Annotated in this window: 27 protein-coding genes; 10 read left to right on the top strand and 17 right to left on the bottom strand. The window is 57.8% G+C overall.

Translation table 11 applies throughout. The features are described 5' to 3' along the window. Nucleotides 1-27: 27 nt before the first annotated feature. The gene (gene katE / locus AB8818_RS00410; RefSeq protein WP_192981618.1) at nt 28-2,277 is read left to right on the top strand and encodes a catalase HPII; all 2,250 of its coding nucleotides are present in this window, start codon (nt 28-30) and stop codon (nt 2,275-2,277) included. A gap of 124 nt (nt 2,278-2,401) precedes the next feature. Here the strand turns inward: katE and chbG are convergent, their stop codons facing one another. From chbG to osmE, 7 genes are all read right to left on the bottom strand, one after another. Then, nucleotides 2,402-3,151, bottom strand: a complete 750-nt coding sequence (gene chbG, locus AB8818_RS00405) for a chitin disaccharide deacetylase (RefSeq protein ID WP_163328928.1) — start codon at nt 3,149-3,151, stop codon at nt 2,402-2,404. An 11-nt stretch (nt 3,152-3,162) separates the two neighbouring features. Next, nucleotides 3,163-4,518 (bottom strand): 6-phospho-beta-glucosidase, encoded by a 1,356-nt coding sequence (locus tag AB8818_RS00400; RefSeq protein WP_163328926.1) that lies wholly within the window; start codon nt 4,516-4,518, stop codon nt 3,163-3,165. A 109-nt stretch (nt 4,519-4,627) separates the two neighbouring features. Beyond that, entirely contained in the window at nt 4,628-5,470 is an 843-nt protein-coding gene (gene chbR, locus AB8818_RS00395; protein ID WP_192981735.1) for a transcriptional regulator ChbR, read from the bottom strand. 5 nt (nt 5,471-5,475) lie between these two features. Further along, a complete protein-coding gene (chbA, locus tag AB8818_RS00390; protein WP_028012800.1) occupies nt 5,476-5,823 on the bottom strand; it encodes a PTS N,N'-diacetylchitobiose transporter subunit IIA in 348 nt (115 codons plus the stop codon). Between the two features lie 47 nt (nt 5,824-5,870). Next, nucleotides 5,871-7,229, bottom strand: coding sequence for a PTS N,N'-diacetylchitobiose transporter subunit IIC (chbC, locus tag AB8818_RS00385; protein WP_028012799.1), 1,359 nt, complete (start codon nt 7,227-7,229; stop codon nt 5,871-5,873). Between the two features lie 80 nt (nt 7,230-7,309). After that, nucleotides 7,310-7,627, bottom strand: a complete 318-nt coding sequence (chbB, locus tag AB8818_RS00380) for a PTS N,N'-diacetylchitobiose transporter subunit IIB (RefSeq protein WP_014883474.1) — start codon at nt 7,625-7,627, stop codon at nt 7,310-7,312. 281 nt (nt 7,628-7,908) lie between these two features. Continuing rightward, the gene (gene osmE / locus AB8818_RS00375) at nt 7,909-8,253 is read right to left on the bottom strand and encodes an osmotically-inducible lipoprotein OsmE (RefSeq protein ID WP_003857836.1); all 345 of its coding nucleotides are present in this window, start codon (nt 8,251-8,253) and stop codon (nt 7,909-7,911) included. A gap of 232 nt (nt 8,254-8,485) precedes the next feature. Here osmE and nadE point away from each other — a divergent pair, with 232 nt between their 5' ends. Beyond that, nucleotides 8,486-9,313, top strand: coding sequence for an ammonia-dependent NAD(+) synthetase (gene nadE, locus AB8818_RS00370; protein ID WP_192981620.1), 828 nt, complete (start codon nt 8,486-8,488; stop codon nt 9,311-9,313). Between the two features lie 178 nt (nt 9,314-9,491). After that, entirely contained in the window at nt 9,492-10,370 is an 879-nt protein-coding gene (gene cho / locus AB8818_RS00365; RefSeq protein ID WP_316387231.1) for an excinuclease Cho, read from the top strand. Here cho and ves read toward each other — a convergent pair. The 7 genes from ves to AB8818_RS00330 form a co-directional block, all read right to left on the bottom strand. Further along, the gene (ves, locus tag AB8818_RS00360) at nt 10,348-10,905 is read right to left on the bottom strand and encodes an environmental stress-induced protein Ves (protein ID WP_045261590.1); all 558 of its coding nucleotides are present in this window, start codon (nt 10,903-10,905) and stop codon (nt 10,348-10,350) included. The genes cho and ves overlap by 23 nt on opposite strands. Before the next feature lie 297 nt (nt 10,906-11,202). Beyond that, on the bottom strand, nt 11,203-11,697 hold the full coding sequence (gene spy / locus AB8818_RS00355) for an ATP-independent periplasmic protein-refolding chaperone Spy (protein WP_192981624.1): 495 nt from the start codon (nt 11,695-11,697) through the stop codon (nt 11,203-11,205). A 336-nt stretch (nt 11,698-12,033) separates the two neighbouring features. Next, a complete protein-coding gene (gene astE / locus AB8818_RS00350) occupies nt 12,034-12,999 on the bottom strand; it encodes a succinylglutamate desuccinylase (protein ID WP_116340533.1) in 966 nt (321 codons plus the stop codon). Nucleotides 13,000-13,009: 10 nt separating this feature from the next. Continuing rightward, entirely contained in the window at nt 13,010-14,335 is a 1,326-nt protein-coding gene (gene astB / locus AB8818_RS00345) for an N-succinylarginine dihydrolase (RefSeq protein WP_192981627.1), read from the bottom strand. After that, entirely contained in the window at nt 14,322-15,809 is a 1,488-nt protein-coding gene (gene astD / locus AB8818_RS00340) for a succinylglutamate-semialdehyde dehydrogenase (protein WP_192981630.1), read from the bottom strand. The genes astB and astD overlap by 14 nt, the downstream gene beginning before the upstream one ends. Then, on the bottom strand, nt 15,806-16,840 hold the full coding sequence (astA, locus tag AB8818_RS00335; RefSeq protein WP_192981633.1) for an arginine N-succinyltransferase: 1,035 nt from the start codon (nt 16,838-16,840) through the stop codon (nt 15,806-15,808). Before astA ends, astD begins: the two co-directional genes overlap by 4 nt. After that, complete coding sequence (locus tag AB8818_RS00330) at nt 16,837-18,057, bottom strand: aspartate aminotransferase family protein (RefSeq protein WP_116340541.1); 1,221 nt, start codon at nt 18,055-18,057, stop codon at nt 16,837-16,839. Before AB8818_RS00330 ends, astA begins: the two co-directional genes overlap by 4 nt. Before the next feature lie 433 nt (nt 18,058-18,490). Here AB8818_RS00330 and xthA point away from each other — a divergent pair, with 433 nt between their 5' ends. From xthA to AB8818_RS00300, 6 genes are all read left to right on the top strand, one after another. Continuing rightward, nucleotides 18,491-19,297 (top strand): exodeoxyribonuclease III, encoded by an 807-nt coding sequence (xthA, locus tag AB8818_RS00325; protein WP_116340543.1) that lies wholly within the window; start codon nt 18,491-18,493, stop codon nt 19,295-19,297. 57 nt (nt 19,298-19,354) lie between these two features. Beyond that, a complete protein-coding gene (locus tag AB8818_RS00320; RefSeq protein ID WP_226857505.1) occupies nt 19,355-19,987 on the top strand; it encodes a TVP38/TMEM64 family protein in 633 nt (210 codons plus the stop codon). 15 nt (nt 19,988-20,002) lie between these two features. Beyond that, on the top strand, nt 20,003-21,163 hold the full coding sequence (locus AB8818_RS00315; protein WP_370552274.1) for an ABC transporter substrate-binding protein: 1,161 nt from the start codon (nt 20,003-20,005) through the stop codon (nt 21,161-21,163). Then, entirely contained in the window at nt 21,136-22,665 is a 1,530-nt protein-coding gene (locus AB8818_RS00310; protein ID WP_192981637.1) for a thiamine ABC transporter permease, read from the top strand. The genes AB8818_RS00315 and AB8818_RS00310 overlap by 28 nt, the downstream gene beginning before the upstream one ends. Continuing rightward, a complete protein-coding gene (locus tag AB8818_RS00305; protein ID WP_163328904.1) occupies nt 22,665-23,285 on the top strand; it encodes an ATP-binding cassette domain-containing protein in 621 nt (206 codons plus the stop codon). The genes AB8818_RS00310 and AB8818_RS00305 overlap by 1 nt, the downstream gene beginning before the upstream one ends. A 73-nt stretch (nt 23,286-23,358) precedes the next feature. Continuing rightward, nucleotides 23,359-24,666: a sulfurtransferase gene (locus AB8818_RS00300; RefSeq protein ID WP_192981638.1), complete on the top strand. Its 1,308-nt coding sequence runs from the start codon at nt 23,359-23,361 to the stop codon at nt 24,664-24,666. Here AB8818_RS00300 and AB8818_RS00295 read toward each other — a convergent pair. Further along, entirely contained in the window at nt 24,663-25,280 is a 618-nt protein-coding gene (locus AB8818_RS00295; protein ID WP_192981640.1) for a CDP-alcohol phosphatidyltransferase family protein, read from the bottom strand. The two genes, AB8818_RS00300 and AB8818_RS00295, sit on opposite strands and share 4 nt — an antisense overlap. Beyond that, nucleotides 25,273-25,842 carry a carboxymuconolactone decarboxylase family protein gene (locus AB8818_RS00290; RefSeq protein ID WP_163328898.1) on the bottom strand — a complete coding sequence of 190 codons (570 nt, stop codon included), beginning with the start codon at nt 25,840-25,842 and terminating at the stop codon, nt 25,273-25,275. The genes AB8818_RS00295 and AB8818_RS00290 overlap by 8 nt, the downstream gene beginning before the upstream one ends. 75 nt (nt 25,843-25,917) lie before the next feature. Between AB8818_RS00290 and AB8818_RS00285 the strand changes: the two genes are divergently transcribed. Next, entirely contained in the window at nt 25,918-26,334 is a 417-nt protein-coding gene (locus AB8818_RS00285; RefSeq protein ID WP_116340559.1) for a pyrimidine (deoxy)nucleoside triphosphate diphosphatase, read from the top strand. On the opposite strand, the gene AB8818_RS00280 is transcribed toward AB8818_RS00285, so the two are convergent. Then, the gene (locus AB8818_RS00280; protein ID WP_028012780.1) at nt 26,294-26,566 is read right to left on the bottom strand and encodes a YnjH family protein; all 273 of its coding nucleotides are present in this window, start codon (nt 26,564-26,566) and stop codon (nt 26,294-26,296) included. The genes AB8818_RS00285 and AB8818_RS00280 overlap by 41 nt on opposite strands. Nucleotides 26,567-26,784: the final 218 nt, after the last annotated feature.

The raw sequence follows: 26,784 nt of genomic DNA, 5'->3' as shown, positions 1-26,784 counted from the left end.
TAGCAATGGATAAAGGAGAAGCGTGCAATGTCGAACAAAGATAAAACACATCAATCACCGATTCATGGCACTGAAGAATCTCAACCGGGTATGGACTCTCTCGCCCCTGCTGACGGCTCTCACCGCCCCTCGCCTGGCCCTTCAGCCCCTGGCGAACAGCCAACCGCGCCGGGAAGCATGAAATCGCCGGATACTGAAAACGAGAAGCTGAAATCACTTGAGCCGCACCGCAAAGGCAGCGAAGGTTTTGCGCTCACCACCAATCAGGGCGTGCGGATTGCTGACGATCAAAACTCCCTTCGCGCAGGCGCGCGCGGGCCGACCCTGCTGGAAGATTTCATCCTGCGGGAAAAAATTACCCATTTTGACCACGAGCGCATTCCTGAACGCATCGTTCACGCGCGCGGCTCGGCTGCACACGGCTACTTCCAGCCCTATAAGAGCCTGAAAGCGATCACCAAAGCGGATTTCCTTTCCGACCCGGATAAAATCACCCCGGTATTTGTGCGTTTCTCCACCGTGCAGGGCGGCGCAGGTTCGGCAGACACGGTCCGTGATATCCGCGGCTTTGCCACTAAGTTTTATACCGAAGAGGGTATTTTCGATCTGGTGGGCAACAATACCCCGGTGTTTTTCATTCAGGATGCGCATAAATTTCCTGACTTTGTCCATGCGGTAAAACCGGAGCCCCACTGGGCCATACCCCAGGGCCAAAGCGCGCACGATACCTTCTGGGACTATGTCTCCCTGCAGCCTGAAACCTTACACAACGTGATGTGGGCGATGTCCGACCGGGGCATTCCGCGCAGCTATCGCACGATGGAAGGGTTCGGTATTCATACCTTCCGCATGATCAATGCGGAAGGAAAAGCCACGTTTGTGCGCTTCCACTGGAAGCCGGTAGCGGGCAAAGCCTCGCTGGTGTGGGATGAAGCGCAGAAGCTCACCGGGCGCGATCCGGACTTCCATCGTCGCGAGCTGTGGGAATCGATTGAAGCCGGCGACTTCCCGGAGTACGAACTGGGCCTGCAGCTTATACCGGAAGAGGACGAGTTTAAGTTCGATTTCGACCTGCTTGACCCGACCAAACTCATTCCTGAGGAGCTGGTGCCGGTACAGCTGGTGGGGAAAATGGTGCTCAACCGCAACCCGGATAATTTCTTTGCCGAAAACGAGCAGGCCGCGTTCCACCCGGGCCATATCGTACCGGGGCTGGATTTCACCAACGATCCGCTCTTACAGGGCCGTCTGTTCTCGTATACCGATACGCAGATTAGCCGTCTTGGCGGGCCGAACTTCCACGAGATCCCGATTAACCGCCCAACCTGCCCGTACCATAACTTCCAGCGCGACGGGATGCACCGTCAGGATATTGATACCAACCCGGCGAACTATGAGCCGAACTCCATCAACGATAACTGGCCGCGAGAAACCCCGCCGGGGCCGAAACGCGGCGGATTCGAATCTTATCAGGAACGTATCGACGGCAACAAAATTCGCGAGCGTAGCCCTTCGTTCGGCGAGTATTACGCCCACCCTCGCCTGTTCTGGAACAGCCAGACGCCGATTGAGCAACAGCACATCATTGGCGGCTTTAGCTTCGAACTGAGCAAAGTGGTGCGCACCTACATCCGCGAGCGGGTGGTCGATCAGCTGGCACATATTGATATTCAGCTTGCCCAGAGCGTGGCGGATAACCTGGGCATTGCGCTAACGGACGAGCAGCGCAACCTTGCTCCGCCGAAAGAGGTTAACGGCGTGAAGAAAGATCCGTCGTTGAGCCTGTATGCGGTGCCTGGAGGCTCGATTAAAGGCCGCGTGGTCGCCATCCTGCTGAACGATAAAACCCGCGCCAGCGACGTGCTGGGGATCATGCAGGCGCTGAAAACCCAGGGCGTGCATGCGAAACTGCTTTATTCCCGCATGGGGGAAGTGACCGCCGATGACGGCTCCGTGCTGCCGGTGGCGGCGACCTTTGCCGGGGCACCATCGCTGACCGTCGATGCAGTGATTGTGCCGTGCGGGGATATTGACAGTCTGCTGAACAACGGTGATGCCGTGTATTATCTGCTGGAAGCCTATAAGCACCTGAAACCGATCGCGCTGTCCGGCGACGCGCGACAGTTTAAGGCGCAGCTGAAGGTTGCCGAACAGGGTGAGGATGGCATTGTCGAGGGCGATAACGTGGACGATGCCTTTATGACGAAGCTGTTTGACCTGCTCGCCGCGCACCGCGTCTGGTCGCGCAGCAGTAAGATTGACCAGATACCGGCGTAAAAACCATTCCCGGTTGTGCGGCCTGATGCCCTCACCCCGCCCCTCTCCCACGGGAGAGGGAGAAAACAATAAAAACGGTAACCCAGGTTACCGTTTTGCTTTTACCTCGCCGCCGGGCTTTATCTCACAGATCCCCAAACGTCCCCAGACGATACCCACGCTCGGCAATCGCATACTTCAGCGAGGCCGACGTTAACACGTCCAGCTCAGCGAGGCGCGGCCAGCAGTAGGCGCTTTTCCGCACTGTGTTATCGACAAAAGCAGGATGCGCCATAACTTCCAGCGACCGTTCCCCCCTGGCGGCGGAATCTTCCAGCACCTTCAGGAACAGCCCTTCGTCGATCTCGTCGCCGTAAAAGGCACTGCTGAACCCCTCTGTGGTTGCCACGGCACAGTCCGGCACGCCCTGCACCTCACGATCCACGCGCATCGCCACGCCTTTGCGTTGGGCAAACGCCGCAACGATCGGGAAAATCGCCGGGATCATGTGCACATGATGGTGGCTGTCAATATGCGTCGGCGCCTTGCCAAACAGATCAACAAAGCGGTTGTACTGGCAGTCCAGCTCACGGGCAACCTCTTCGAGCGGCAGAGCGTCCTGCTCCGCCAGCTCCCAAATCCATTTGCCCAGCAGGCCGTCGCGCGTCAGGCCCGGCATTGGCGAAAGCGGCATCCCGAGCGTCAGCACAAAATGCATGCCGACGCCCAACTCCGGCACCTCGCGGCTCAGCTGCGCCGCGTGTTCAACCGCCTCACCATTCACCAGTGCCGTGGTAGAGGTTACAACCCCCCGACGACAGGCTTCAATAATGCCGTAGTTCTGACCTTTAGAGAGGCCAAAGTCATCAGCATTAACGATCAGCAGGTTTTCCATTGTGCGTCCTCTCAGTGATGTTTGAACTTCAGCTTCTCGATCGTGGCGGCAAAGTTCGGCAACCATTTTTCATGCGCCAGGATCATCTCGCTGGCCAGCTGCTCCGCATCGCGGTCGGAATGCACCAGCGGGCTAAGGTTCAGTGCCAGAAGCACGTCATTGAGCTCGCCGCTCAGCGCCGCATTGCTTGCCGCCACTTCAAAGCCTTTGATGGTGTGGATCAGGCCCATGACCTTATCATCGAAGTGGGTGATGCGTGGATGCGGTTTAGCGCCATCGCGTCCCAGGATGCAGGTCATCTCAACCGCCCAGTCAGCCGGGATATTGTCGATATGGCCGTGATGCGGCACGTTGACATAGTGCTCCGCCTGCTTGTCGTTGTAGATGGCGTTGATCACTTCACACGCCGCATCAGAATAATAGGCCCCGCCGCGCTGCTCCAGCGCTTTCGGTTTAACGTTCAGGTTCGGATCTTTATACAAATCGAACAGCTGCTTCTCAACTTTCTGAACGATCTGCGCGCGCGCGCCGCCCTTATAGTACTCGCCCATTTCGATGGCCAGCATCTCTTTCTGCTTGAAGTAGTAAAGCAGGTACGAGCACGGCAGCAGATTCAGCGAGCGGATAAGCCCTTCGCTGAACGGCAGGTCAAAGATGTTCTTCACGGAGGCCGCGGTCAGGCGACCGGAAGCCACGCCGTCGAGCAGCTCGGCAAAGCGCGATTTTCCGTTCACGATGACGTCCTTAATGAACACCAAGTGGTTCAGGCCGAACAGGTCGATAGAGAGATCGTCACTGTCGGTCAGCTCCAGCACGTCGCGGATAAACATCTTCATGCCGATCGGGATATTGCAGACGCCGATAAAGCGTTTGAAACTGGTATGACGATAAACCGCCTCGGTCACCATTCCGGCCGGGTTAGTGAAGTTAATCACCCACGCGTTCGGGCAGACCTCTTGCACATCTTTTACGATGTCGAAAATCACCGGAATGGTACGCAGGCCTTTGAACAGGCCGCCCGCGCCGTTGGTCTCCTGCCCCAGATAGCCGTGGCTCAGCGGAATACGCTCGTCCAGCTCGCGCGCTTTCAGTTGGCCGACGCGCAGCTGGGTAGTGACGAAATCCGCATCCTTCAGCGCCAGGCGACGATCGACGGATTTATGCACGGTCATAGGCACGCCCGCTTTCTCAACCATGCGCTTGCACAGGTCGAAAATAATATCCAGCTTCTCCTGACCTTCCTCAACATCCACCAGCCATAATTCGCTGACCGGTAATTCGTGATAGCGTTTTAAAAAGCCTTCAAGTAATTCCGGGGTATAGCTGCTGCCGCCGCCAATGGTTACGACTTTTAATTTCTTTTGCATAATATCTCCCTTAGCGTATCAGGTTAATCGCCTGCAAGGTATAGCGTACTCTTCCCGCTATTTGGGCAAGCCATTAAAGCAATATTTGTGGCGGGTAACCCGCCGAAAGTTAATTAATTACCGTTAAATTCTTCCGGTAGCTGTTCGGTGTGAATGACGTCAATTTCTTAAAAGTTTTAATAAACAGACTGGGACTGCTGTATCCTGACTCATACGCAATATCGGTGACAGAATAGTTGGTAATTTCCAGCTGTTTTTTGGCAAAGTTAATGCGGATTTCATTAATAATTTGCACCGGCGTTTTACGATAATAACGCTGCGTCGCGCGGGTCAGATATTCCTGGGATTTCCCCGAGAGGGATATCATATTTTCCAGCGCATTTTCGCTGAACTGGCCTTTATCGTGCATCAGTTCCACGGTGCTGCGCAGCCACTGTGGAACATCATCCGTCACCTGCTGCTCTTCACGGTGATGCCGCAACCGGTTCATCACGTAGAAGGTCACCGTTTCAATAAACTCATCAAATTCATTGTCGCGGAAGTTAAGCGAGGCGATGACCGTTTCAATCCAGGTCATGAACTCGTTTTTCACACGGTAGACCTGGGACGCCACAAAGCAGAACGGCACCAGCGGCAGATAGTGCTTCTCAAAGAAGCGTCTGCTGACGCCCACGTTCAGAATGCGGGTCGCGCCAAATTCGTAAAAGCTCTGGTGATAGGAACCCATCGGCAGGAAGACAAAATCCCCTCGCTCAAGCAGGACACGCTTACCGTTGATCTCCTGGTAGTAGCGGCCGGTCAGAACAATCGTGAACTCATAGTAGTCATGCTGGTGCAGACCGCTGGCGCTCTCCGTCTTGTTGTAGATAACCACGTGAAAATTTTTGCCATTAAACAGTTGCTGTTCAAATGCGGTTTTGATTTCCATCGTGCTGACCTCCTGCTGCTCAATCCGACTTAGTGCATTTTCTCGTGAAGCTCAATCAACTCCGCCACCAACTCGCGCGCCAGCATGGACGTCATCAGGTGATCCTGAGCGTGTACCAGCACCAGACTGACCTTCATCTTCCCTTCGCCCTGGTCGCTTTCAATCAGCTTTGTCTGCACCAGGTGCGCTTCGTTCAGCGCCGTGCGGGACTGCTCCATCATGGTTTTCGCGGCGGCGAAATCGCCCTGCTTGGCCTGCTTCAGTGCGGCATACGCCAGGCTGCGCGCCTGACCGGAGTTGATGATGAGGCCCATCACCACTTCTTCGAGATCGTTCTCTGCGGCTTCGTCTGCGACGATACTATCCAAATCTAACATGTTTAAGCTCCTTGTGGCTGGCGCGGGCTTCCCCGCGCCGGTCAATCTTAGAATTTCAGTGAGAGGGCAATTTCCTCTTCGCTCTCTTCTTCATCAATGATGGTGGCGGCTTTGTTCGCAATCGCCACGAATGGCATGTACAGCAGGGTGGCAATCCCGAGGTTGAATATCGCCAGCAGGAAGGCCGCGACGCTACCGTTGGTGTTAAAGAACGCGCCCAGACCTGCCGGCATGGTCCACGGTGCAATGTTGGTGATCGGTGGAATAATACCCATGTAATAGGCCGTCAGGGTGATCGCTGCCAGCAGCGGCTGCACCAGAATGAACGGGATAAACATTACCGGGTTCATGATGATTGGCAGACCGAACAGAATCGGCTCGTTAATTTGGAAGATGCCCGATGGCAGCGCCAGTTTCGCCACCTGACGATAATCAGCGCGACGAGAGACAATAAAGACCGCGATGATCAGACCCAGAGTCGCCCCGGTACCACCCAGGAAGATATAGGAGTCAAGCATCGGCTTCGCCCACACATGGAAGGTTTTACCTGCCGCCAGCGCCGCATCAACGGAGCCGTACTGCTGGTAAAGCGCAACGTTTTCCAGTGCCCATGGGGTCATAATTCCGCTGTCCAGCGCGGCCAGTGCCAGTGAACCATGCACGCCGAAGAACCACAGCAGAGAGGTGAAAATCACATACGCCCAACCGACCACGCCACCCATCGACGCCAGCGGCGTAGAGATAGAGTCCATGATGATCTGGTGGAAGTTCGTGCCCCAGTGAGAGAGCGCCCAGGCGATAATCCCCATGATGGAGAGAATAATGAAGCCTGGGATCAACGCGGAAAATGAACGAGAAACGGAGGCCGGTACGCTATCCGGCAGACGGATGACCCAGTTGCGACGGATAATAAAGGTGAACATTTCTGCCACCACCAGGCCGATAACAATACCGGAGATAATGTTGGCGCCACCCAGCCAGTTCGCGCCGACGGCATACGCCTCCCCCACGCTGTATGGCGTGACGGTCATAAACGCGGCAACGGATAATAACCCGGCGGCCAGCGGATCCACTTTCCGCTCTTCAGCCAGCGCCATCCCGATAAAGAAAGGCGCCATCAGCGACATAATACCCAACGTACCGTTATAGACGTTGCCGCCGATGGCTTTAAAACCATTAAGGGTTTCAATAGTGGAAGCGTCTAACCGAATTCCTAATGAATAAAAGAAGGAACCTTCACCAAAGCTAAGAAAAACGTTGTTAATTAAAACGAACATGGCCCCTGCCAGCGTCAACGGCATTAATTTAATAAAACCGTTTTTGATGGCATTAACGTGAGGCTGCTTTCCTATTTTAACAGCAAAAGGAAGGAGTACCTTTTCAAGTGAAGCGATGACTTTACTCATAGGAAAATACCCTTAAATGCCGTAACGCATGTTACGGCGTAATTGTGTGTGAAATAACTCTTTGACGGGAAAAATAAAAATTAATTAGCAGCTTTTTTAATGGCTGCCACAGCAGCTTTTAGTACACCTAAACCATCAATCTTGCCGTACAGCCCCGAGTCGATCACCTCGACCGGTTTATTCGGTAACAGTCGTTGAATTTCGGGCAGCATGTAGGCAATTTGCGGCCCCAGTAAAACAACATCGGCTTTCTGGCCTTTTTCGCCCGCCAGCGTCTCTGGAAACGCTTCAATCACCACAGGGACTTCATACTTTTCAGCCTGCGCGCGCATCTTTGACACCAGAAGCGAGGTTGACATGCCGGCTGAGCAGAACAGGTAGATATGTTTCTTTTCCATCGTAATTTCCCTCTTGTAGGACTACCTGCCGTCGCGCTATCACTCGACTCGCTGTCCCGGCAGACAGGTAGCTTGCATACTGTTGTTTATCGTTGGAGTGAGTATACGCAATGGTACAGACAGGGGATAATTCTGGATAGACTCAAATTGTCTCTCATTGACCTGGCTTGTTGACTCCCTTCACATTTCAGGCAAATAATTCGCGCAAAGAAATAAGATTTACGTATGCATAAAAAAACCGGCCCATGGGCCGGCTTATTAACATCGTCAGGCAAGCAGGGTTACTGCGCCTTAGGTGCCTGCGGATCGGTGTCGTATTCAGCACAGGTCTGATAGCCGGAGTTAATCACATGTCCGGTATCATCCAGCGCGACGAAGTAGGTCTCTGCCTTACCATCACGTTGACCCAGGATATAGGTCTGACACGTACCGCGCGCGTGAATCATGGTGACTTCAGAAGAAGGCTTGCCGGCGATTGCAGCCACCTGCGAACGGGTCATCCCTTTTTTAACGTCTTTAACCACGGGCTGGGTAAACTGATCCTTGGTGCGATCGTAAGCTGTACACCCTGCCAGCATCGTCAGTACCGCCGCTGCGCTAAGAATTCCTGCTACGTTCTTGTTCATATTCCGTCCTCTTGTTTATCAGCGTGTTATCTAAGCATGGAATAAAAAGTACTATTGTTCAACTTTGTGATTTATGCCAGACGAATTTCGGAAAATTCTAATAAAACAACGATAACCTGCTAAATCGCCGCAAATTAACGCACTCGAAACTGTGATCCTTGTCGTTTTCCGCCCAAAGGTTTAGTTTTAACAGTTAACACATTCTGTTTATGTTCTGCATATGGAGGGCATGATGGCTCTGCAACAAGAGATTATTCAGGCGCTGGGCGCAAAGCCTGCGATAGATGCACATGAAGAGATCCGCCGCAGCGTGGATTTTTTAAAGTCGTACTTAAAAAAGAACGCTTTCCTGAAATCCCTGGTGCTGGGCATCAGCGGCGGGCAGGACTCAACCCTGACCGGTAAACTCTGTCAAATGGCGATTTCAGAGCTTCGCGAAGAGACGGGCGATGACGCGCTGCAGTTTATCGCCGTGCGTTTGCCTTATGGCATACAGGCGGACGAACAGGACTGCCAGGATGCCATCGCCTTCATCCAGCCTGACCGCGTGCTCACCGTCAATATTAAAGGCTCGGTGCTGGCAAGCGAGCAGGCGCTTCGCGAAGCGGGTATTGAGTTGAGCGATTTTGTGCGCGGCAACGAGAAAGCGCGCGAGCGCATGAAAGCGCAGTACAGCATCGCTGGGATGACCAAAGGCGTTGTGGTAGGCACCGACCATGCGGCAGAAGCGATCACCGGTTTCTTCACCAAATACGGCGATGGCGGCACCGACATAAACCCGATTTTCCGTCTCAACAAGCGACAGGGCAAGCAGCTGCTCGCCGCGCTGGGCTGCCCTGAGCACCTGTACAAGAAAGCGCCGACAGCGGATCTGGAAGACGATCGCCCTTCCCTGCCGGATGAAGCCGCCCTTGGCGTCACCTATGACAACATTGATGACTATCTGGAAGGCAAAACGCTGGATGAAGGTACCGCGAAAATTATCGAAGGCTGGTATCTGAAAACCGAGCACAAGCGCCACACGCCAATTACGGTGTTTGACGACTTCTGGAAAAAATAAAGCAAAGCGGTATCCAGGTTACCGCTTTTAATGTTTGCGCCCTCTCCCGTGGGAGAGGGTTGGGGTGAGGGCATCAGGCCGCACGTCCTGGCCGGGTAAGGCGTAGCCGCCACCCGGCTCTTTTTTAACCACAGCACACCTGCTACACTGTATACCTGAACAGTATATGGAGCAGTATGTGAGCAGGCGTCAATCCGCCCCGCGTCTTGAGTTTGAAGCGGCGGCTATCTATGAATATCCCGAACATCTCCGCCCCTGGCTTGAGGCGTTGCCCAAACAGCCGGGCGTGTACATCTTTCACGGTGAAAGCGAGACCCTGCCGCTCTACATCGGCAAAAGCGTTAACATTCGCAGCCGGGTATTATCCCACCTGCGTACCCCGGACGAGGCCGCCATGCTGCGCCAGTCGCGACGCATTACCTGGTTCCAGACGGCGGGAGAAATGGGCGCGCTGTTGCTGGAAGCCCGGCTGATAAAGGAGCAGCAGCCGCTCTTTAATAAGCGCCTGCGACGCAACCGCCAGCTCTGCTCCCTGCAGATCGCCGACGGCAAGCCGCAGGTAGTGTACGCCCGTGAAGTCGATTTTTCACATGCCCCTAATCTCTTTGGATTATTCGCAAACAAGCGTGCGGCCCTGCAGTCTCTTCAGGCGCTCGCCGACGAGCTGCAGCTATGCTACAGCCTTTTAGGGTTAGAGGGCACCACGCGGGGCCGCGCCTGTTTTCGCTCCGCGCTGAAGCGCTGCGCAGGCGCCTGCTGCGGGAAAGAGAGCCTTGAGGCGCATCACATCCGTCTCCTCAGCGGTCTGGCGGCCATCAGCGTCAACTGCTGGCCGTGGGACGGCGCCGTTGCGCTAAAAGAGGTGGGTGAAACCATGACGCAGTATCACATCGTCAATAACTGGCTCTGGCTGGGGGCTGTCGATGATTTAAGCGACGCGGCAACCCTGTTGCGCACCCCCGCCGGATTCGACCACGACGGCTACAAAATCCTCTGCAAGCCCGTCTTAGCGGGCAAGTTCGAGGTCATCGCGCTCAGTGACCCGGCAGCCAGTTAATTTCACTGAACAGCAGGGTACCCTGTGACTCCAGCAGACGCAGAGTATGGGTCCCCTCCTGCCAGCTGGCGCCCTGATCGGCCGTCAGCAATTTATCACCCAGCTGCCATGCCCCGCTTAATACAAACACCACGCCTCCGCGCGAGCCAAAGGTGGTAAAGGTACGATCGGCAACCCGTACCTTCGCCTGACAGCAGTCGCGCCGGGTCATGATGTTGAAGTCCATCGCCATCCTGCCATCGGAAAGCAGCGCCTTCACCGGCAAATCGCCGGCAAAACTGTAAGGCTGATGCTGTTTAAGGGTATGGCAGAACGCCTGACCGGCATCCAGCGTCACCTCCCCGCCTTCCAGCAGCGTAATTACCCGGTCGACACCGGGAAACGAGGAGAATTCGCCGTTGCTGGCGATGGTCGCGATACTGGCACGCCAGAAAAAATCGCGCGTCGCGGGAGGAATACAGCAAATTTCTCGCGTTTCGCCGGCACCATTGCGCCAGAGGCTGACCGGCATCTTACGAATATCAAAGAACTCCATCACCACTCCTGAATGGCACAACCCGTGCCAGGGCAAGGATATCGCTACCCTTGCAGTCTTGTTTGTTATCGTTAGAGATTCACAGACACAGTATCGGCAGCAGAGCGGGCAGGCCTTAGAGGAGCGTTAGTAAAAAAAGCTAACGCCATGACTTACAAACATTCTCTGAAGCGACTACAGGAGAATACCGCGCTGGCGGCGGCAGACAAGAGGGCAGAATAGAAAAACCGCCGGTCCTGTCCACAGCGATTGCGCTTTTGTGGACAGGATCCCGGCGGTCTTAAGAGAGTGAACCGATTATTCGGTTGGTGCTGGCATTTTATCTTCCATCGCCGGACGTTCTGTCAGACGCTTCTCAAAATTGGCATTAAACTGTTTTTTCTGTTCCGGGGTCAGAATGTTGTAGATCTTGTTCTGGGTTTCCATGTGAGCCAGCATGCGGGCTTTATGCTGCTCGGCCATTTTGTCGATCTGCGCTTCAGCTTTCGCCTTATCGAAGCTGTCGCTGGCAATGATGTCATGCATTGCGCGGCGCTCTTCCAGCGGAGGACGCTTCATCTGGTCGCGCTGGCTTTTCATGATGTCGCGGATCTGCTGCTTCTGCGCGTCCGTCAGGTTCAGATCTTTAAACATCATCATTTCATGGTGCATACCCGGCTTGCCTTGATGATGCATCATCATTTTGCCCTCAGCCGGCGCGGCAGCGGTGGTTGCGGTATCTGCGGCGAACGCCATGCTGGTAGCGCCCAGAGCCAGGGTAGAAGCAACAAACAGTGCAGTAAACTTACGCATAATTTATTTCCTTTCTTTCAGTTATTCTTCGGCGCTATGCCGTGTTGACGAGATTAACTTTACGGGGTTTATCGTCAATTAGTCAGAGCAACGGTAAAACAATGAAAGTGTAAAAAACAATTTTTCGCCAAATGTGGAGGAAATAAGGATAAAGCGTGGAGAGTTGCAACAAAAAATATTCAACGCGATGATTTTAAAGATATTTAGCAGAAGTATAACGGAGTGAAGGTGAATAATAAAGCAATTCGCCAGGAATATTCCGTAAAACAAGTCAGAGCGCTTTAATCGCTAAGAAAACATTTTTACTTCCCCTCCCGGATGACGAGAGGGGAAAGGTCAGGAGAGTTTTTCCAGCATCAGACCGGCTCGCAGGCCAAACGCCACTGTGGGGTTAGGGAACAGCACATATTCGGTTGTTTTCTGCACCTCATAACGATCTTCGCCATCTTCCGCAAGCAGCGCCCCTTTGCGAAACGGCGTGAAGTTCAGGGTATGCGCGGCCATATGAAGCTGGAAAGCATTGCTACGGCGGGTGATCTGCTGTACGACCCGGTACCGCTCAACGGGCTGATGTGCGTGCTCGGGAGCTGTCCCACCGAGCAGCGCCCGAAGCGCGAGACGCGTTGGCGCAAAGCGCGTAAGATCGTTCTGTCCGAACGGTAGCGCTTTTCCCAGCTCCAGCGTACAGGACAGCGCACCGAAGTTTTCACAGGTAAAGTGCGTAAACGTTCCGCCCGGGGACTGATGGAACACCAGCGCCTCCAGCCCGGCATCCCCGAGCCAGCTCAAAAAGCCCTCATCCCACGGCTGATTGCGCTGCGGCAGAACGCCGAAGCGCACATGGTAAGAGGCGCGGATCGCCGTATGCAGATCGAGATGCCAGCGCGCTGGCCCCGCCGCGGCAAAAAACGTCGTCACGACGTTCTCCAGCCACTGAGCGCGCGCTGTTTCGTCGCTCTGCGGGAACTGCGACCAGCGACCGCCAAACATGCGGTTAATATCACTCACCAGATACCGTTTGTTTTGCGCCAGCGCAGGCGGGTTGCCAAGCACCACCAGCACGCGGCACGCAAGGGTGATTTCTCCGCGATAAAGCGCGCGCAGCAGCCCATCGACAATCTCAACGGGTGCGGTTTCATTCCCGTGAATCCCAGTGGAAAGCAGCAGCGAGAGATCGCTTTTTGCGCTCGGCGTCAGCTCAAGCACCCCGCGCCCCTGCCACCGCCAGCGGAATGAGGGGCCTTCCCCCTCGCTCTGCTCCGGCGTTTCATCCGCCAGGGTCAGCGCCAGTAAATTTTCCATACCCACTCCTCTAGCGCTGGAACGGATAAACCGATCCCAGCTGCAGGATTGTCGATAACGCGTCCAACGCCTCGCGCCCTTCGCGCAGCAGCTGCGGGTCGACCAGATCGGCCTGCGTTAACCGGTCGCGATAGTAGCGATCTACCCAGTCGTTCAGGGTGTTGAACAGCGCCTCATTCATCATCACAGCCGGGTTAACGGCCTGCATTTCATTCGACGTTAACACGACCCGCAGGCGCAGACAGGCGGGACCACCGCCGTTGGCCATGCTTTCGCGCAGGTCAAAGACGCGAAGCTCGTCAATCGGGTTATCGGCCTTCACCAGTTCAGTGAGATAGCGCCACACGCCCTGATGATCCCGGGACTCCTGCGGCAGCACCAGCATCATGCTACCGTCATCACGGCTCAGCAGTTGGCTGTTGAACAGATAGGTTTCGACCGCGTCCTGCACGCTGACCGCCTGCGTTGGCACCTGAATCGGCATAAAGCCGGGCACGCGTTCGCGCAGCGTGGTAAGCAGCTTCTCCTGATGGGCAAAGGCCTGCTCATGGCAGAACAGCACCTGGCGGTTGGACACGGCAATCACGTCGTTATGAAACACCCCCTGATCGATCACCTGCGGGTTCTGCTGGGCAAAAATAACCTGTGAGGGATTGACCTGGTTCAGGCGGGCCACCGCCTGGCTGGCCGCCAGCGTCTGACGCGCTGGATAACGGACCGGGGCGGAATGCCCGCCCTCCTCGCGCCCGTAGATGAACAGCTGCACGGCGGGATCGCCGTAATCGCCTCCCAGACGGTTGTGGTTGGCCGCACCTTCGTCGCCAAACATCGCCACCTGCGGCAGGGCCTGATGGACCTCAAAATGGTCGTCATGCTTGAAAATGGCGCGCAGCACGCGCTCGGTGGTGTCCGCTTCGGTGGCGCGGTGGAATTTGTTGTTCAGGTTCGCCACCGTCAGGTGGACTTTGCCATCCAGCGTATCGGCTGACGGGGCGACGGTCGCCGCGTTGGCCACCCACATTGAGGAGGCGGAGCTCGCGGCAGAGAGCAGGTGCGGCGTCTGCGTGCCCGCTTTTTCGACCACCTGCTCATCGCTGCCGGTGAAACCGAGCTGGCGCAGCACGGCCACGTTCGGGCGTTCCTGCGGCGGGATCACCGCCTGCGGGAAACCGGCATCCGCCAACGCCTTCATTTTTAGCAGCCCCTGCTTCGCCGCCAGTTTCGGGTTGGAGACCTGAAAGCGGTGCTTCGTCGAGGCTTCGTTACCAAAAGAGAGACCGGCATAGTGGTGCGTAAGCCCCACCAGCCCGTCAAAGTTAACTTCACGCGCTTTCATGTCGAGCCCCTTCGCTAAAGTCCAGCCCCGGGTTGAGCGTCTCCGGCAGCGTCAGCGCCGGGGTTTCCAGGCTCGCCATCGGCCACGCACAGTAATCGGCGGCATACCACGCGCTGGCGCGATGGTTACCGGATGCCCCTACGCCGCCGAACGGCGCGGTGCTCGCCGCCCCGGTCAGCGGTTTATTCCAGTTCACGATCCCGGCGCGCGCTTCCAGCAGCAGGCGATCAAACTTCTCGCGATGCGGTGAAATCAGCCCGCTCGACAGGCCGTAGCGGGTGTTATTGGCCATCGCAATGGCCGCGTCAAAATCGTCGTAACGCCAGACGCACAGCAGCGGGCCAAACACCTCTTCATCCGGCACGTTGCTCGCGCCACTCATCTCAACGATGCCCGGCGTCAGCAGCGAGGTACCCGGCTGAACCTGCTTCGGCTCCAGCAGGCTTTTCGCGCCGCGCGCGACGTGGTCCTGCCAGGCCTTCAGCACGTTCAGCGCGGCCTGTTCTGAAATCAGCCCGCCGATAAACGGCTGCGGGTCGGCATCCCACGCGGCAGGCACCAGACGCGCGCTCACCTCTACCAGACGTTTCAGGAAGACATCCCCCTGCGCGCCGCGCTTGACCAGCAGGCGGCGAGCGCAGGTACAGCGCTGTCCGGCGGTAATAAAGGCGGACTGGATCGTCAGGTGCACCGCGGCGTCGATATCGTCAGGGTCTTCCACAATCAGCGGGTTGTTGCCCCCCATCTCCAGCGCCAGGATTTTTTCCGGCTGGCCCGCCAGCTGGCGGTGCAGCTGATAGCCCGTTCCGGCGCTGCCGGTAAACAGCAGGCCGTCAATATCGCTCAGCGCACTGAGCGCCTGGCCGGTTTCCCGTCCGCCCTGCACGAGGTTCAGTACGCCCGGCGGCAGGCCAGCCTGTTCCCACAGCTTCACCACCGCCTCGCCGGTTAACGGCGTGAGCTCGCTCGGTTTGAAGATAACGGTATTGCCCGCCAGCAGCGCGGGCACAATGTGGCCATTCGGCAGATGCCCCGGGAAGTTATACGGGCCAAACACCGCCAGCACGCCGTGCGGACGGTGGCGCAGCGTGGCCGCGCCGTCCGGCATCTCGGTATGCTGTTCGCCGGTGCGGGTGTGGTACGCCTTGACCGAAATGGCGATCTTATTAATCATCGCCGTCACTTCGGTTGCTGCTTCCCAGCGCGGTTTACTGGTTTCAGACGCGATGATGCGCGTCAGTTCGGCTTTGTTCGCCTCCAGCAGACCGGCAAACTTTTCAACAATCCCCTGGCGCTCGGTGAAAGGCTGTTTTGCCCACGCGGGAAATGCGCGGCGCGCGGCACGGCAGGCCTGCTCGACCTGCGCGGCGCTGGCGTCATTCCCCCTCCAGAGAACTTCTTTTCCAACCGGATTGGTCTTTGTGCGCTGTTCGCCTTCGCCCGTGACCCAGTCACCGTTAATCCATAATGTCATGCTGTTTTCTCCTCAGGGCAGAGACGCACCAGGCGAATCGTATCGCCGGCGTTACATTTCAGGGCATCCAGCTCAGCAGCCGTCAGCACCAGACGTTCACATTTCGGGTTGGCCCGCACCAGCATGGCACGGAAGTTGGCGTAATTTTCGTTCGCCACCAGGCAAGCCGGCCAGTCACCCGGCGCAGGCTGGCCTTCAGATACCTCAACCAGGCGGCTTTTGCGGATCGCGCGCACGCGGTCAATATCACACTCAAGCGTCGGTCCGCCGTCAAAGATGTCGACGTAGTTACGGTAGCGGAAGCCCTCTTTCTCCAGCACCGCACGGGCAGGCGCGGTTTGCGGATGCACTTCACCGATCACCGCCTGCGCTTCCGGCGTTAAGAAATGGGTATAGATAGGATGTTTAGGCATCAGCTCGGCAATAAAGGCTTTCTGGCCCGTGCCGCAGAGATAGTCCGCCCGGCTGAACTCCATCGAGAAGAAGCGCTCGCCCAGGCTTTCCCAGAAGGGAGAGTAGCCTTTGTCGTCGATCACGCCGCGCATCTCTGCCACCACTTTTTCATTAAAGCGATCGCGGAAGGCGGCCATAAACATAAAGCGAGATTTGGAGAGCAGATAGCCGTTGCCCTCTTTGCGCCACGCCGGGTCGAGGAACAGCGTGCAGAGCTCGCTGGCGCCCGTGTGGTCATTACAGAGAAACAGCGTGGGCAGCGCGTTATAGACGTTCAGCTCTTTCGAGGCATGAACCATGGTGCCGACGCGGTAGTTGTACCACGGGTCGTTAAGCCCGACGGCCACTTCGATGGCGCAAATCCCGGCCACGCTCCCCGTGTCGGTGTCTTCCAGCACGAACACGTAACCCTGTTCGCTTTTTGGCAACGTCCCCTGCCAGGTTTGCAGGGCGCGCTCAATGCGCGCCGACAGCGTTTTTTCATCGGCAGGAAGCGAGGTCAGCCCGCCTCCCGTCTTACCGGCAAGCTGCATGAGCCCGGCGATATCGTCGCGCTCAACGGGACGGATGACCATCATGATGACACCCCGGATTTCACCTTTTCACACGCCAGCGCAAAACGGTCCAGACCGGTTTGCACCTCTTCCTCGCTGACGATCAGCGCAGGCGCAAAACGCACCACGTTGGCACCGGCAATCAGCACCATCACGCCCACTTTTGCCGCTTCCTGTGAAATAAGTTTAGCTTTTCCGGCAAACTCAGCGGTGAGCTCGCAGCCGATTAACAGCCCCAGACCGCGAATTTCTTTAAACAGGCCAAGCTTGCCGTTGATGGCGTTCAGGCGCTCAACGAACCACTCGTGACGCTGTTTAACGCCCTTCAGCACCTCAGGTGTGTTAATGATGTCAAGAACCTGTCCGGCGACGGCGGTCGCCAGCGGGTTGCCGCCGTAGGTCGTGCCGTGCGTGCCCACGGTCATCACGCTGGCGAATTTATCGGTAGTCAGCGTCGCGCCAATCGGGAAGCCGCCGCCCAGCGCTTTGGCGGTAGAGAGCACGTCCGGCGTCACGCCGTAGTGCATATAGGCATACAGCTCGCCGGTGCGGCCCACGCCGGTCTGCACTTCGTCGAAGATCAGGACCGCGTTGTGACGGTCGCACAGCTCGCGCAGCCCCTGAAGGAATGCCTTTTGCGCCGGAAGCACGCCGCCCTCGCCCTGCATCGGCTCGACGATCACCGCGCAGGTGGTGTCGTTAATCAGCTCGCTGGCGGACTGCAGGTCGTTATAGATGCCGTGGCGAATATCCGGCGGCAGCGGGGCAAAATCCTGTGAATAAGAAGGCTGGCCGCCCGCGCTCACGGTAAAGAGCGTGCGTCCATGGAAGGCATTTTTAAACGCCACAATCCCACTTTTGTGCGTACCAAACTTATCGTGGGCATATTTGCGCGCCAGCTTCAGCGCCGCTTCATTGGCTTCCGCCCCGGAGTTACAGAAAAAGACTTTTTCGGCAAATGTCGCGTCAATCAGCTTTTTCGCCAGGCGCAGTGCGGGTTCGTTGGTAAAGCCATTGCCGGTATGCCAGAACTTCGCCGCCTGGTCATTCAGCGCCTGACGCAGCGCAGGGTGCGCATGACCCAGCGCATTGACCGCAATCCCACCTGCAAAGTCGATATACTCTTTACCCTGCTGATCCCACAGGCGTGAGCCTTCCCCGCGAACCGGAATAAAAGCCGCCGGAGCGTAAACCGGCATCATCCATTCATCGAAATTTTCACGCGTAATTGACAGAGACATAGCGACCTCATCCGGTAAATAAAAAGTTATTTGAATGTTAAATAATTGAGTGTTTGCACTGTGAATGTAGATTGCAGCCTTCGTGCCAGCCAGCGATAAAATTGCATAAACGGGTTGAGGTAACAGAATATCAACAAGTTACAACATGGAGTTATTCACTGTTAGTGCATAAAAAGTGAATATTTTTACGACAAGCGGCGCTTTGCCGCATGAAAATCAGAAAGAGTATGCAGAGGCCAAATATAATTCTGGAATTGTGATCGCTCGCGAAATTTATCGGCCATTTACGCCCTCTTTGGGGGCGAAGCGCGTCAGAATGGTGCAAATATTGCACCACCGGCATGATCTGTCGCAGTTATTGGTCGAACCCGGTAACAGTTGACGCAAATTCTGCTACCATCCATGCACTATTCACCTTGCACTGGCAGCGACTATGAAATTTGTCTCTTTTAATATCAACGGCCTGCGCGCCCGCCCCCATCAGCTTGAAGCCATTGTTGAGCAACATCAGCCAGATGTGATCGGCCTGCAGGAGACCAAGGTTCACGACGACATGTTCCCCCTCGAAGAGGTGGCGAAACTTGGCTATAACGTCTTTTACCACGGTCAGAAAGGTCACTATGGCGTCGCGCTGCTCACCAAAGATACGCCGGTTTCCGTGCGCCGCGGCTTCCCCGGCGACGGAGAAGAAGCGCAGCGCCGCATCATCATGGCGGAAGTGCCTTCCGCGCTCGGGAACATCACGGTCATTAACGGCTATTTCCCGCAGGGCGAGAGCCGCGATCACGAGACAAAATTCCCGGCCAAAGCGAAGTTTTATCAGGATCTACAGAATTACCTGACGACCGAACTGAAAAAAGAGAATCCGGTGCTGATCATGGGCGACATGAACATCAGCCCGACGGATCTCGATATCGGCATCGGCGAAGAGAACCGCAAGCGCTGGCTGCGCACCGGCAAATGTTCTTTCCTGCCGGAAGAGCGTGAGTGGATGGAGCGCCTGCTGGGCTGGGGCCTGGTGGATACCTTCCGCAGTGCCAACCCGGAAACGCAGGATCGCTTCTCGTGGTTTGACTACCGCTCAAAGGGCTTTGACGACAACCGCGGCCTGCGTATCGATCTGCTGCTGGCCAGCACGCCGCTGGCAGAGCGCTGCATCGAAACCGGAATCGACTACGACATCCGCAGCATGGAAAAACCGTCGGACCACGCGCCAGTATGGGCTAAATTCAAGCTGTAATCGCGCGTGAACATGCGAAAAACACTTTTCCTGTGCGCCCTTCTGGGCGCATTTCTTATGACATTTGTCTTTCTGCCGCCTGACACGCTCTCTCTGGCAGGAATTAAAACGCATCAGCAGACGTTACTCTCCCATGTCGACCGCGCGCCGCTGCGTAGCCCGCTGATCTTCTTTGCGCTTTATGTGGTGGTTTCCGCCCTGTCGATACCCGGCGCAGCAGTTCTGACCCTGCTGGGCGGGGCGTTATTCACGCTGTGGGAAGGCACCGTGCTGGTTTCGTTTGCTTCCACGCTCGGGGCCACGCTGGCGATGCTCGCCAGCCGTTACCTGCTGCGCGACTGGGTGCAACGGCAGTTTGCCCGTCAGATGACAACGGTGAATGCCGGCATGGCGCGCGACGGCACGGGGTATCTTTTTGCCCTGCGCCTGATGCCGCTGTTCCCGTTTTTTCTGGTGAATTTGCTCATGGGGCTGACACGCATCACGGTGCGGCGCTACTGGTGGGTCAGCCAGGTCGCCATGCTGCCCGCGACGGTTGTCTTTCTGAACGCCGGGCGGGAGCTGGGAAAAGTGGCATCGCTTCGCGATATTTTGTCGCCGGGCATGGTATTCGCCTTTACACTACTGGGGTTATTACCGCTGGCCACGCGCCGGCTCTTATCCCGCTATCTCCCTTCTGCTAAAAAGTGAGGCATTATGCGCCGTGTGCGTTTTTGCACGTTTCTGACCGGTCTGCTGTTGGCAGCCCCCCTCTATGCCGCCGAAGGCTGGCAAACTGTTCAACAGCAGGCCAAAGGCCAGACCGTCTGGTTTAACGCCTGGGGCGGCGATCCGGCGGTCAACCGCTACCTTGAGTGGGTTAGCGGTGAGATGCAAACGCACTATGCCATTACGCTAAAAATCGTCCCGCTGGCGGATGCCGCCGATGCGGTCAAACGTATCCAGACCGAAGCCACTTCAGGGCGAAAGACCAACGGCTCGGTCGACCTGCTGTGGGTCAACGGCGAAAACTTCCGCACCCTGAAAGAGGCTAACCTGCTGCAAACCGGGTGGGCGCAGAGGTTGCCTAACTGGCGCTATGTCGATACCCGCAAACCCGTCACGGAAGATTTTGCCATTCCCACAGACGGCGCGGAGTCGCCGTGGGGCGGCGCGCAGCTGACCTTTATCGCCCGCCGGGTCAGCATGCCGACGCCGCCAGAAGATCCTCAGGCGCTGCTGGCGTACGCGCAGCAGCACCCGGGCAAAGTCAGCTATCCTCGCCCGCCCGATTTTACCGGCACGGCCTTTCTGGAGCAGCTGCTGCTGACGCTTGCGGCGCATCCCGAGGCGTTACAAAAAGCGCCTGACGCTACGTTTGCCCAGGTGACGGCGCCGCTCTGGGCCTACCTCGATAAGCTGCACCCACTGCTGTGGCGTGAAGGAAAAGATTTCCCTCCCTCTCCCGCCCGGATGGATGCCCTGCTTGCCAGCGGCAGCCTGAACCTGTCGCTGACCTTTAACCCGGCGCACGCGCAGCAAAAAGTGGCGAGCGGCGAGCTGCCTGCCGACAGCTACAGCTTTGGTTTTCGCGACGGGATGCTCGGCAACGTGCATTTTGTGGCTGTTCCGGCCAATGCCAGCGCGAGTGCGGGGGCGAAAGTGGTCGCCAATTTCCTGCTGTCGCCGCAGGCGCAGATCCGCAAAGCCGACCCGGCAGTCTGGGGAGACCCGAGCGTGCTGGATGCGAAAACGCTGCCCGAAGGTGAAGCGAAACAGCTGATGGTCCATACGCCTCAGGGATTGCCGAAGATGCTCGCGGAGCCGCAGTCCGCCTGGGTGAACGCGCTGGAGCAGGAATGGCTGCGTCGTTACGGCACCCGTTAAGCTGGCTTGTCTGGCTGGCGATGGCGGTGATTTATCTGCCGATCCTGCCCGCTGGCGCCATGCTGTTCGCACCGGCCTTTTCCGTAACGAACTGGCAGCGGCTGCTGAACGATCCGCAGCTGCCGCAGGCAGCCGTAGCCACGCTGGTCTCAACGCTTATCGCCACGCTGGGGGCCTTGTTTATCGCCCTTTCTCTCGTGACCCTTTTCTGGCCCGGCAACCGCTGGCGGCGCCTCAGCACGCGCCTGCCGTGGCTGCTGGCGATCCCCCACGTAGCCTTCGCCACCAGCGCGCTACTGCTGTTTGCCGAGGGCGGTCTGTTGTATCAGGTTTGTACCGTCTGTTCGCCGCCGTTTGACCGCTACGGCGCCGGGCTGGGCCTGACGCTCGCGGTCAAAGAGAGCGCGTTTGTGCTGTGGGCGATTTACGCCGTGCTGCCGGAAAAAGGGCTCGCGCAGCAGAAGATCGTCCTGCAGACCTTCGGCTACGGGCGTTTTCAGACGCTCAGCTGGCTGATCCTTCCGGCGATCGCGCCCGTTCTCGGGGCGGTGATGCTGGCGGTGCTGGCGTGGTCGCTGTCGGTCGTGGACGTGGCGATCGTTCTCGGACCCGGCAACCCGCCCACGATGGCCGTGCTGGCCTGGCAGTGGCTGAGCCAGGGCGACGCGCAGCAGCAGGCAAAAGGGACGCTGCTGTGCCTGCTGCTCCTTTGCCTGCTGGCCGCGCTTGCCGCGCTGGGGTACGGCCTGTGGAAGGCCTGGCGTCGCGCGATTCCGGACCAGACAGGTACGCGCCGCAGGTCGCATATCGTGCGGCCTGAACGCGCATTCAGCGGGTTTCTGCCCGCCTGCGGCATCCTGTGCGCCGCCGTGCTGTTGATGCTGGCGCAACGGGACGACGTGGGTCCCGTGGGCATCAGCCTTTCCTTCGGTCTGCTTTCGAGCCTTATCGCCCTTATCGTCATTTTTCTCTGGCTGGAATGGGGGCCGCAGCGAGGCGCGGCGTGGGTGTGGTTACCGCTCGCCCTTCCGGCCCTGCCGCTCGTCACCGGGCAATACGCGGTTGCTTTGCATCTGGGGCTCGATGGACGCTTTGTCGCCGTCCTCTGGAGCCATCTTCTGTGGGTGCTACCGTGGATGCTGCTGGTGCTGCAATCGGCCTGGCGGCGGATCGATCCCCGGCTTATCCTTACCGCCAGAACGCTCGGCTGGCGGCGGGAAAAAATATTCTTACTGCTGAAATGCCCCATGCTGGTGCGCCCTGCGCTGCTGGCCTTTGCCACCGGCTTTTCCGTCAGCATGGCGCAATATATGCCGACGCTCTGGCTGGGCGCGGGGCGTTTCGCCACGCTGACCACTGAGACCGTCGCGCTCAGCAGCGGGGGCAGCATCCCGGTTCTCGCGAACCGTGCCCTGGGATTATTGCTCGTCACGGGCGTCGTATTCGGCCTTGCCGCGCTGTTATCCCGGCTCGCGGGCCGCTACCGTCAAGGATTACGTTAATGCTGAAGGTAAGCAACCTCACCATCGAACCGCTTTTCCGCGGGGTCAATTTTTGCGTACCCCGCGGGGAGATTGTCACCCTGATGGGGCCGTCCGGCAGCGGCAAATCGACCCTTTTTGCCTGGATGGTCGGCGCGCTGTCAGACGAGTTTCAGGCGCGGGGCGAACTGTGGCTCGACGAACGCCGCTGCGACGGTTTGCCCGTCGAATCCCGCGGTCTGGGCATTCTTTTTCAGGACGCGCTGCTGTTTGACCCGTTCAGCGTCGGGCAGAATTTGATGCTGGCGCTGCCCGAGCGGATCGTCGGACGCGCGCGTCGGGAATCGGTCGAGCAGGCGCTGGCTTCCGCCGGGCTGAGCGGTCATTACGCCAGCGATCCGGCCACGCTTTCCGGCGGCGAGCGTGCCCGGGTTAGCCTGCTGCGCGCCCTGCTCGCAGAGCCGCAGGCGCTGCTGCTGGACGAACCGTTCAGCCGCCTTGATAAAGCGTTACGCACGACGTTCCGGGCATGGGTGTTTGACACCGTCCGCGCGCGCAATATTCCGGTGGTGCTGGTCACCCATGACGAGGACGATATTCCGCCCGGCGGCGAGGTGATGGAGATTTCTCGCTGGCAATAATGTGCTAACGCAATGTTTTCCGTTTCGGGAGAGACGACAATGCCCCCCTCTTTTACTGACGTCAGGTTATTCGATGAAACGTGTTTCTCAACTGACCGCGCTGGCCCTGATCTGCGGCCTCGCCTCTTTTTCCTCTCTGGCAGCTGATATGGCCAATACGATGACGCTGTCTCAGCTTCAGGCACAGCACGGCGCGGCAATCGACACCCGCCCCAGCGCCTTCTATAACGGCTGGCCGCAGACCCTCAGCGGCCCATCCGGGCATGAACCCGCAGCGCTCAACCTGGCTGCCGCCTGGCTTGATGCAATGAGCGACGAGCAGATTGCGCTTTGGGCCAGGCAGCATCAGCTGACGCCGGGGACGGCCATCGCGCTATACGGCGACAGTGGCGCCAGCCTGGCGGTGAAAGCCCGCCTGGAGAAAGTCGGATACCGCCACGTTTCGCTTCTCAGCGATGCCCTGCAGGTGCCCGACCGCCTTCAGCGTCTGGCGCACTTTGAACAGCTCGTCTACCCGCAGTGGATCCACCAGCTCCAGCAGGGTAAACCGGTGACCGCCGCGCCGGCGGGCGAATGGAAAGTAATTGAAGCTGCCTGGGGCGCGCCGAAGTTTTACCTGCTGAACCACATTCCCGGCGCGGGCTACATCGACACTAACGAGGTGGAAAGCGAGCCGCTGTGGAATAAAGTCTCCGACGACAGGCTGAAAGCGATGCTGGCAAAGCACGGGATCCGTCACGATACCACCGTCATTCTGTATGGCCGTGACGTTTACGCCGCCGCGCGCGTGGCACAGATTATGCTGTACGCGGGCGTGAAGGATGTGCGCATTCTCGATGGCGGCTGGAAGGCGTGGTCAGATGCCGGTCTGCCAGTTGAGCGCGGCATGCCCGCTAAAGTAGCTCCGGCCGCTGAATTTGGCGCGCCGATCCCCGGCCAGCCGCAGCTGATGGTGGATATGGAACAGGCGCGCGGCATGCTGCACCGCCAGGATGCCTCCCTGGTCAGCATTCGTTCGTGGCCGGAGTTTATCGGCGAAACCAGCGGCTACAGCTACATCAAGCCAAAAGGTGAAATTGCCGGCGCCCGCTGGGGCCATGCGGGCAGCGATGCCACCCATATGGAAGACTTCCATAACCCGGATGGCACCATGCGCAGCGCGGACGATATCGCCGCCCAGTGGAAAAGCTGGAACATCCTGCCGGAACAGCAGGTCGCGTTTTACTGCGGCACCGGCTGGCGAGCGTCAGAAACCTTTATGTACGCCCGGGCGATGGGCTGGAAGCACGTCTCCGTCTATGACGGCGGCTGGTATGAATGGAGCAGCCACCCGCAGAACCCGGTCACTACCGGCGAGCGCGGGCCGGAAAGCACTCTCTAAGGGGCGAGTGACTTCAGCGTCACGTAGCCGCTCCAGATGCGCGTTGTGGTGGTCAGCCAGCACAGCGCGCCGAATATCCACGCGAACAGCGTAAAGTGGGCCGGAAACAGGCAGCACAGCGCGAACAGCGCGATGGTTTCCGTCCCTTCCGTTAATCCGCCGATATAGTAAAACGACTTGTGCGCATAGCCGGGGTTGTCGATGTTATGCTTCGCGGCCAGCGCGGCAAAGGCCAGAAAACTGCTGCCGGTACCGATAAACGCAAACAGCAGCCAGGCGGCGGCCAGCGTATTCTCTGCGGGTGCAGCCAGCGCAAAGCCAAACGGCACCAGCGCGTAGAACAGAAAATCGAGGGCGATATCCAGAAACCCTCCCGCATCCGTCAGCCCTCTCCGACGCGCCAGCGCGCCGTCCAGACCATCCAGCAGGCGGTTCAGAACGATGGCAACCAGCGCCGCCAGATACCAGCCGAGGGCCAGAAACGGCAGCGCCAGCAGGCCGATGGCAAACCCGGCAAGCGTTAGCCCGTCGGGCGTAATGCCCGGCTTATCCAGCATGGAAACCAGACGGTTCAGAGCGGGCTTTACCCGCGGGTGCAGGTGACGGTCAAGCATCTGGCTTCCCTTTAAACGTGGCGCACAGCCCCTGAGCCGGAATATCCAGCGCGGCATTAAACCGGGCCGAGAGATTCTGAAAAGCAATGAGTGCCGTCATTTCAGTGATGGCATCATCCGTAAAGTGGCGTTTCATCGCCGTTTTGACGGCCTCATCCACCCGGGGTGGCGTGGCGGTCACCGCCTCCGCATAGGCCAGTGCCGCGCGCTCCTGTTCACTGAACAAGTCAGAATCAGTCCAGCCGCTCACGGCCTGGACTTTATCCAGCGCGCCGCAGCGCTCGGCCAGGCGCAGGCTGTTGGCATCAATGCAGAACGCACAGTGGCACAGCTGCGATACGCGCGTCATGAGCAGCGAGCGCAGCACTGGCGTCAGGCGCGCTTTTCTGCGCTCCAGAAAGGCCACGAACAAGGCGACCAGCCAGAACAGACGCGGCATGCGTCCCCACCAGCGCGTGGGGTTCAGCACGGCGCCGAAGTGTTTTCGCTGCGCGGCGGCAATGGGTTTTACGCTCGCCGGAAGGGTTGGGATGGGCTCTACCCAGGTGGACGTCTCTTTCACCTGATTCTCCTGATGGCTGGACTCTTTGAAAGGGCACGATAATATGGCGTTTTTCGCTATCAAGTATTGACGACCATGCTAAAAACAGTCGATGTCGTTGCGGCCATCATCGAAAAAGACGACAAAATTTTACTGGCGCAGCGCCCTGCTCACGCCGACCAGCCGGGTATGTGGGAGTTCGCTGGCGGCAAAGTGGAGGCCGGAGAAACCCATCCCGAGGCGCTTATCCGCGAGCTGCGTGAAGAGCTGGGTATTGAGGCACAGCCTGAGCAGTACGTGGCAAGCCATCAGCGCGAGGTATCACAGCGGTTAATTAACCTGCATGCCTGGCACGTGCCCACCTTCAGCGGAGAGTTAACGGCGCACTACCACAGCGCGCTGGTGTGGTGTACGCCGGAAGAGGCGCTTTGCTACAGCCTGGCCCCTGCGGATATCCCGCTGCTGGAGGCGTTTATTCTTTTACGCGCCGCCAGACCAGCGGATTCGTGCTGATGGTACGTTCATCGCGCTGGCACTGGAGCAGCACGCCATCGGCCTTCACGACGGCCCCTTCAGAATAGTTTTGATCCTGGTAGATGCAGCACTGGTTACACGGCTGCGCGCGCTGGCCGCTGGAGCTAAACACCTCCGGCGGCACATTCACTTCTACATCCGGGCGAATGCGGTCAGCCTGCGCGCCTGCGGTCAACATCAATGATAACGCGGCCATCACGTAACGGTTCATAGACTTCTCTTCCTGTTGTCTCCTGTTAATGACTATAACGGTAAATCGGGCAGAATCTTTAATTTAGCGCATCATCGCTTTTTGTTATGACGCAGCCCGGGTCATTAATTTCCCTTTCGGCATACATTTCCGCTTGCTTCACAAAGCGGTACGGGTGGTATAGTCAAAAAAACAACACAAATCGCATAAGCAACAGACATAAATTACTATAAGAGGTT

It is taken from the genome of Enterobacter sp. KB-280D8 (assembly GCF_041399405.1).
Classification (GTDB): Bacteria; Pseudomonadota; Gammaproteobacteria; order Enterobacterales; family Enterobacteriaceae; genus Enterobacter; species Enterobacter cloacae_N.
The sequence above is the reverse complement of the archived record's forward strand: the minus strand, read 5'-3'. Positions and strand labels throughout refer to the sequence as shown.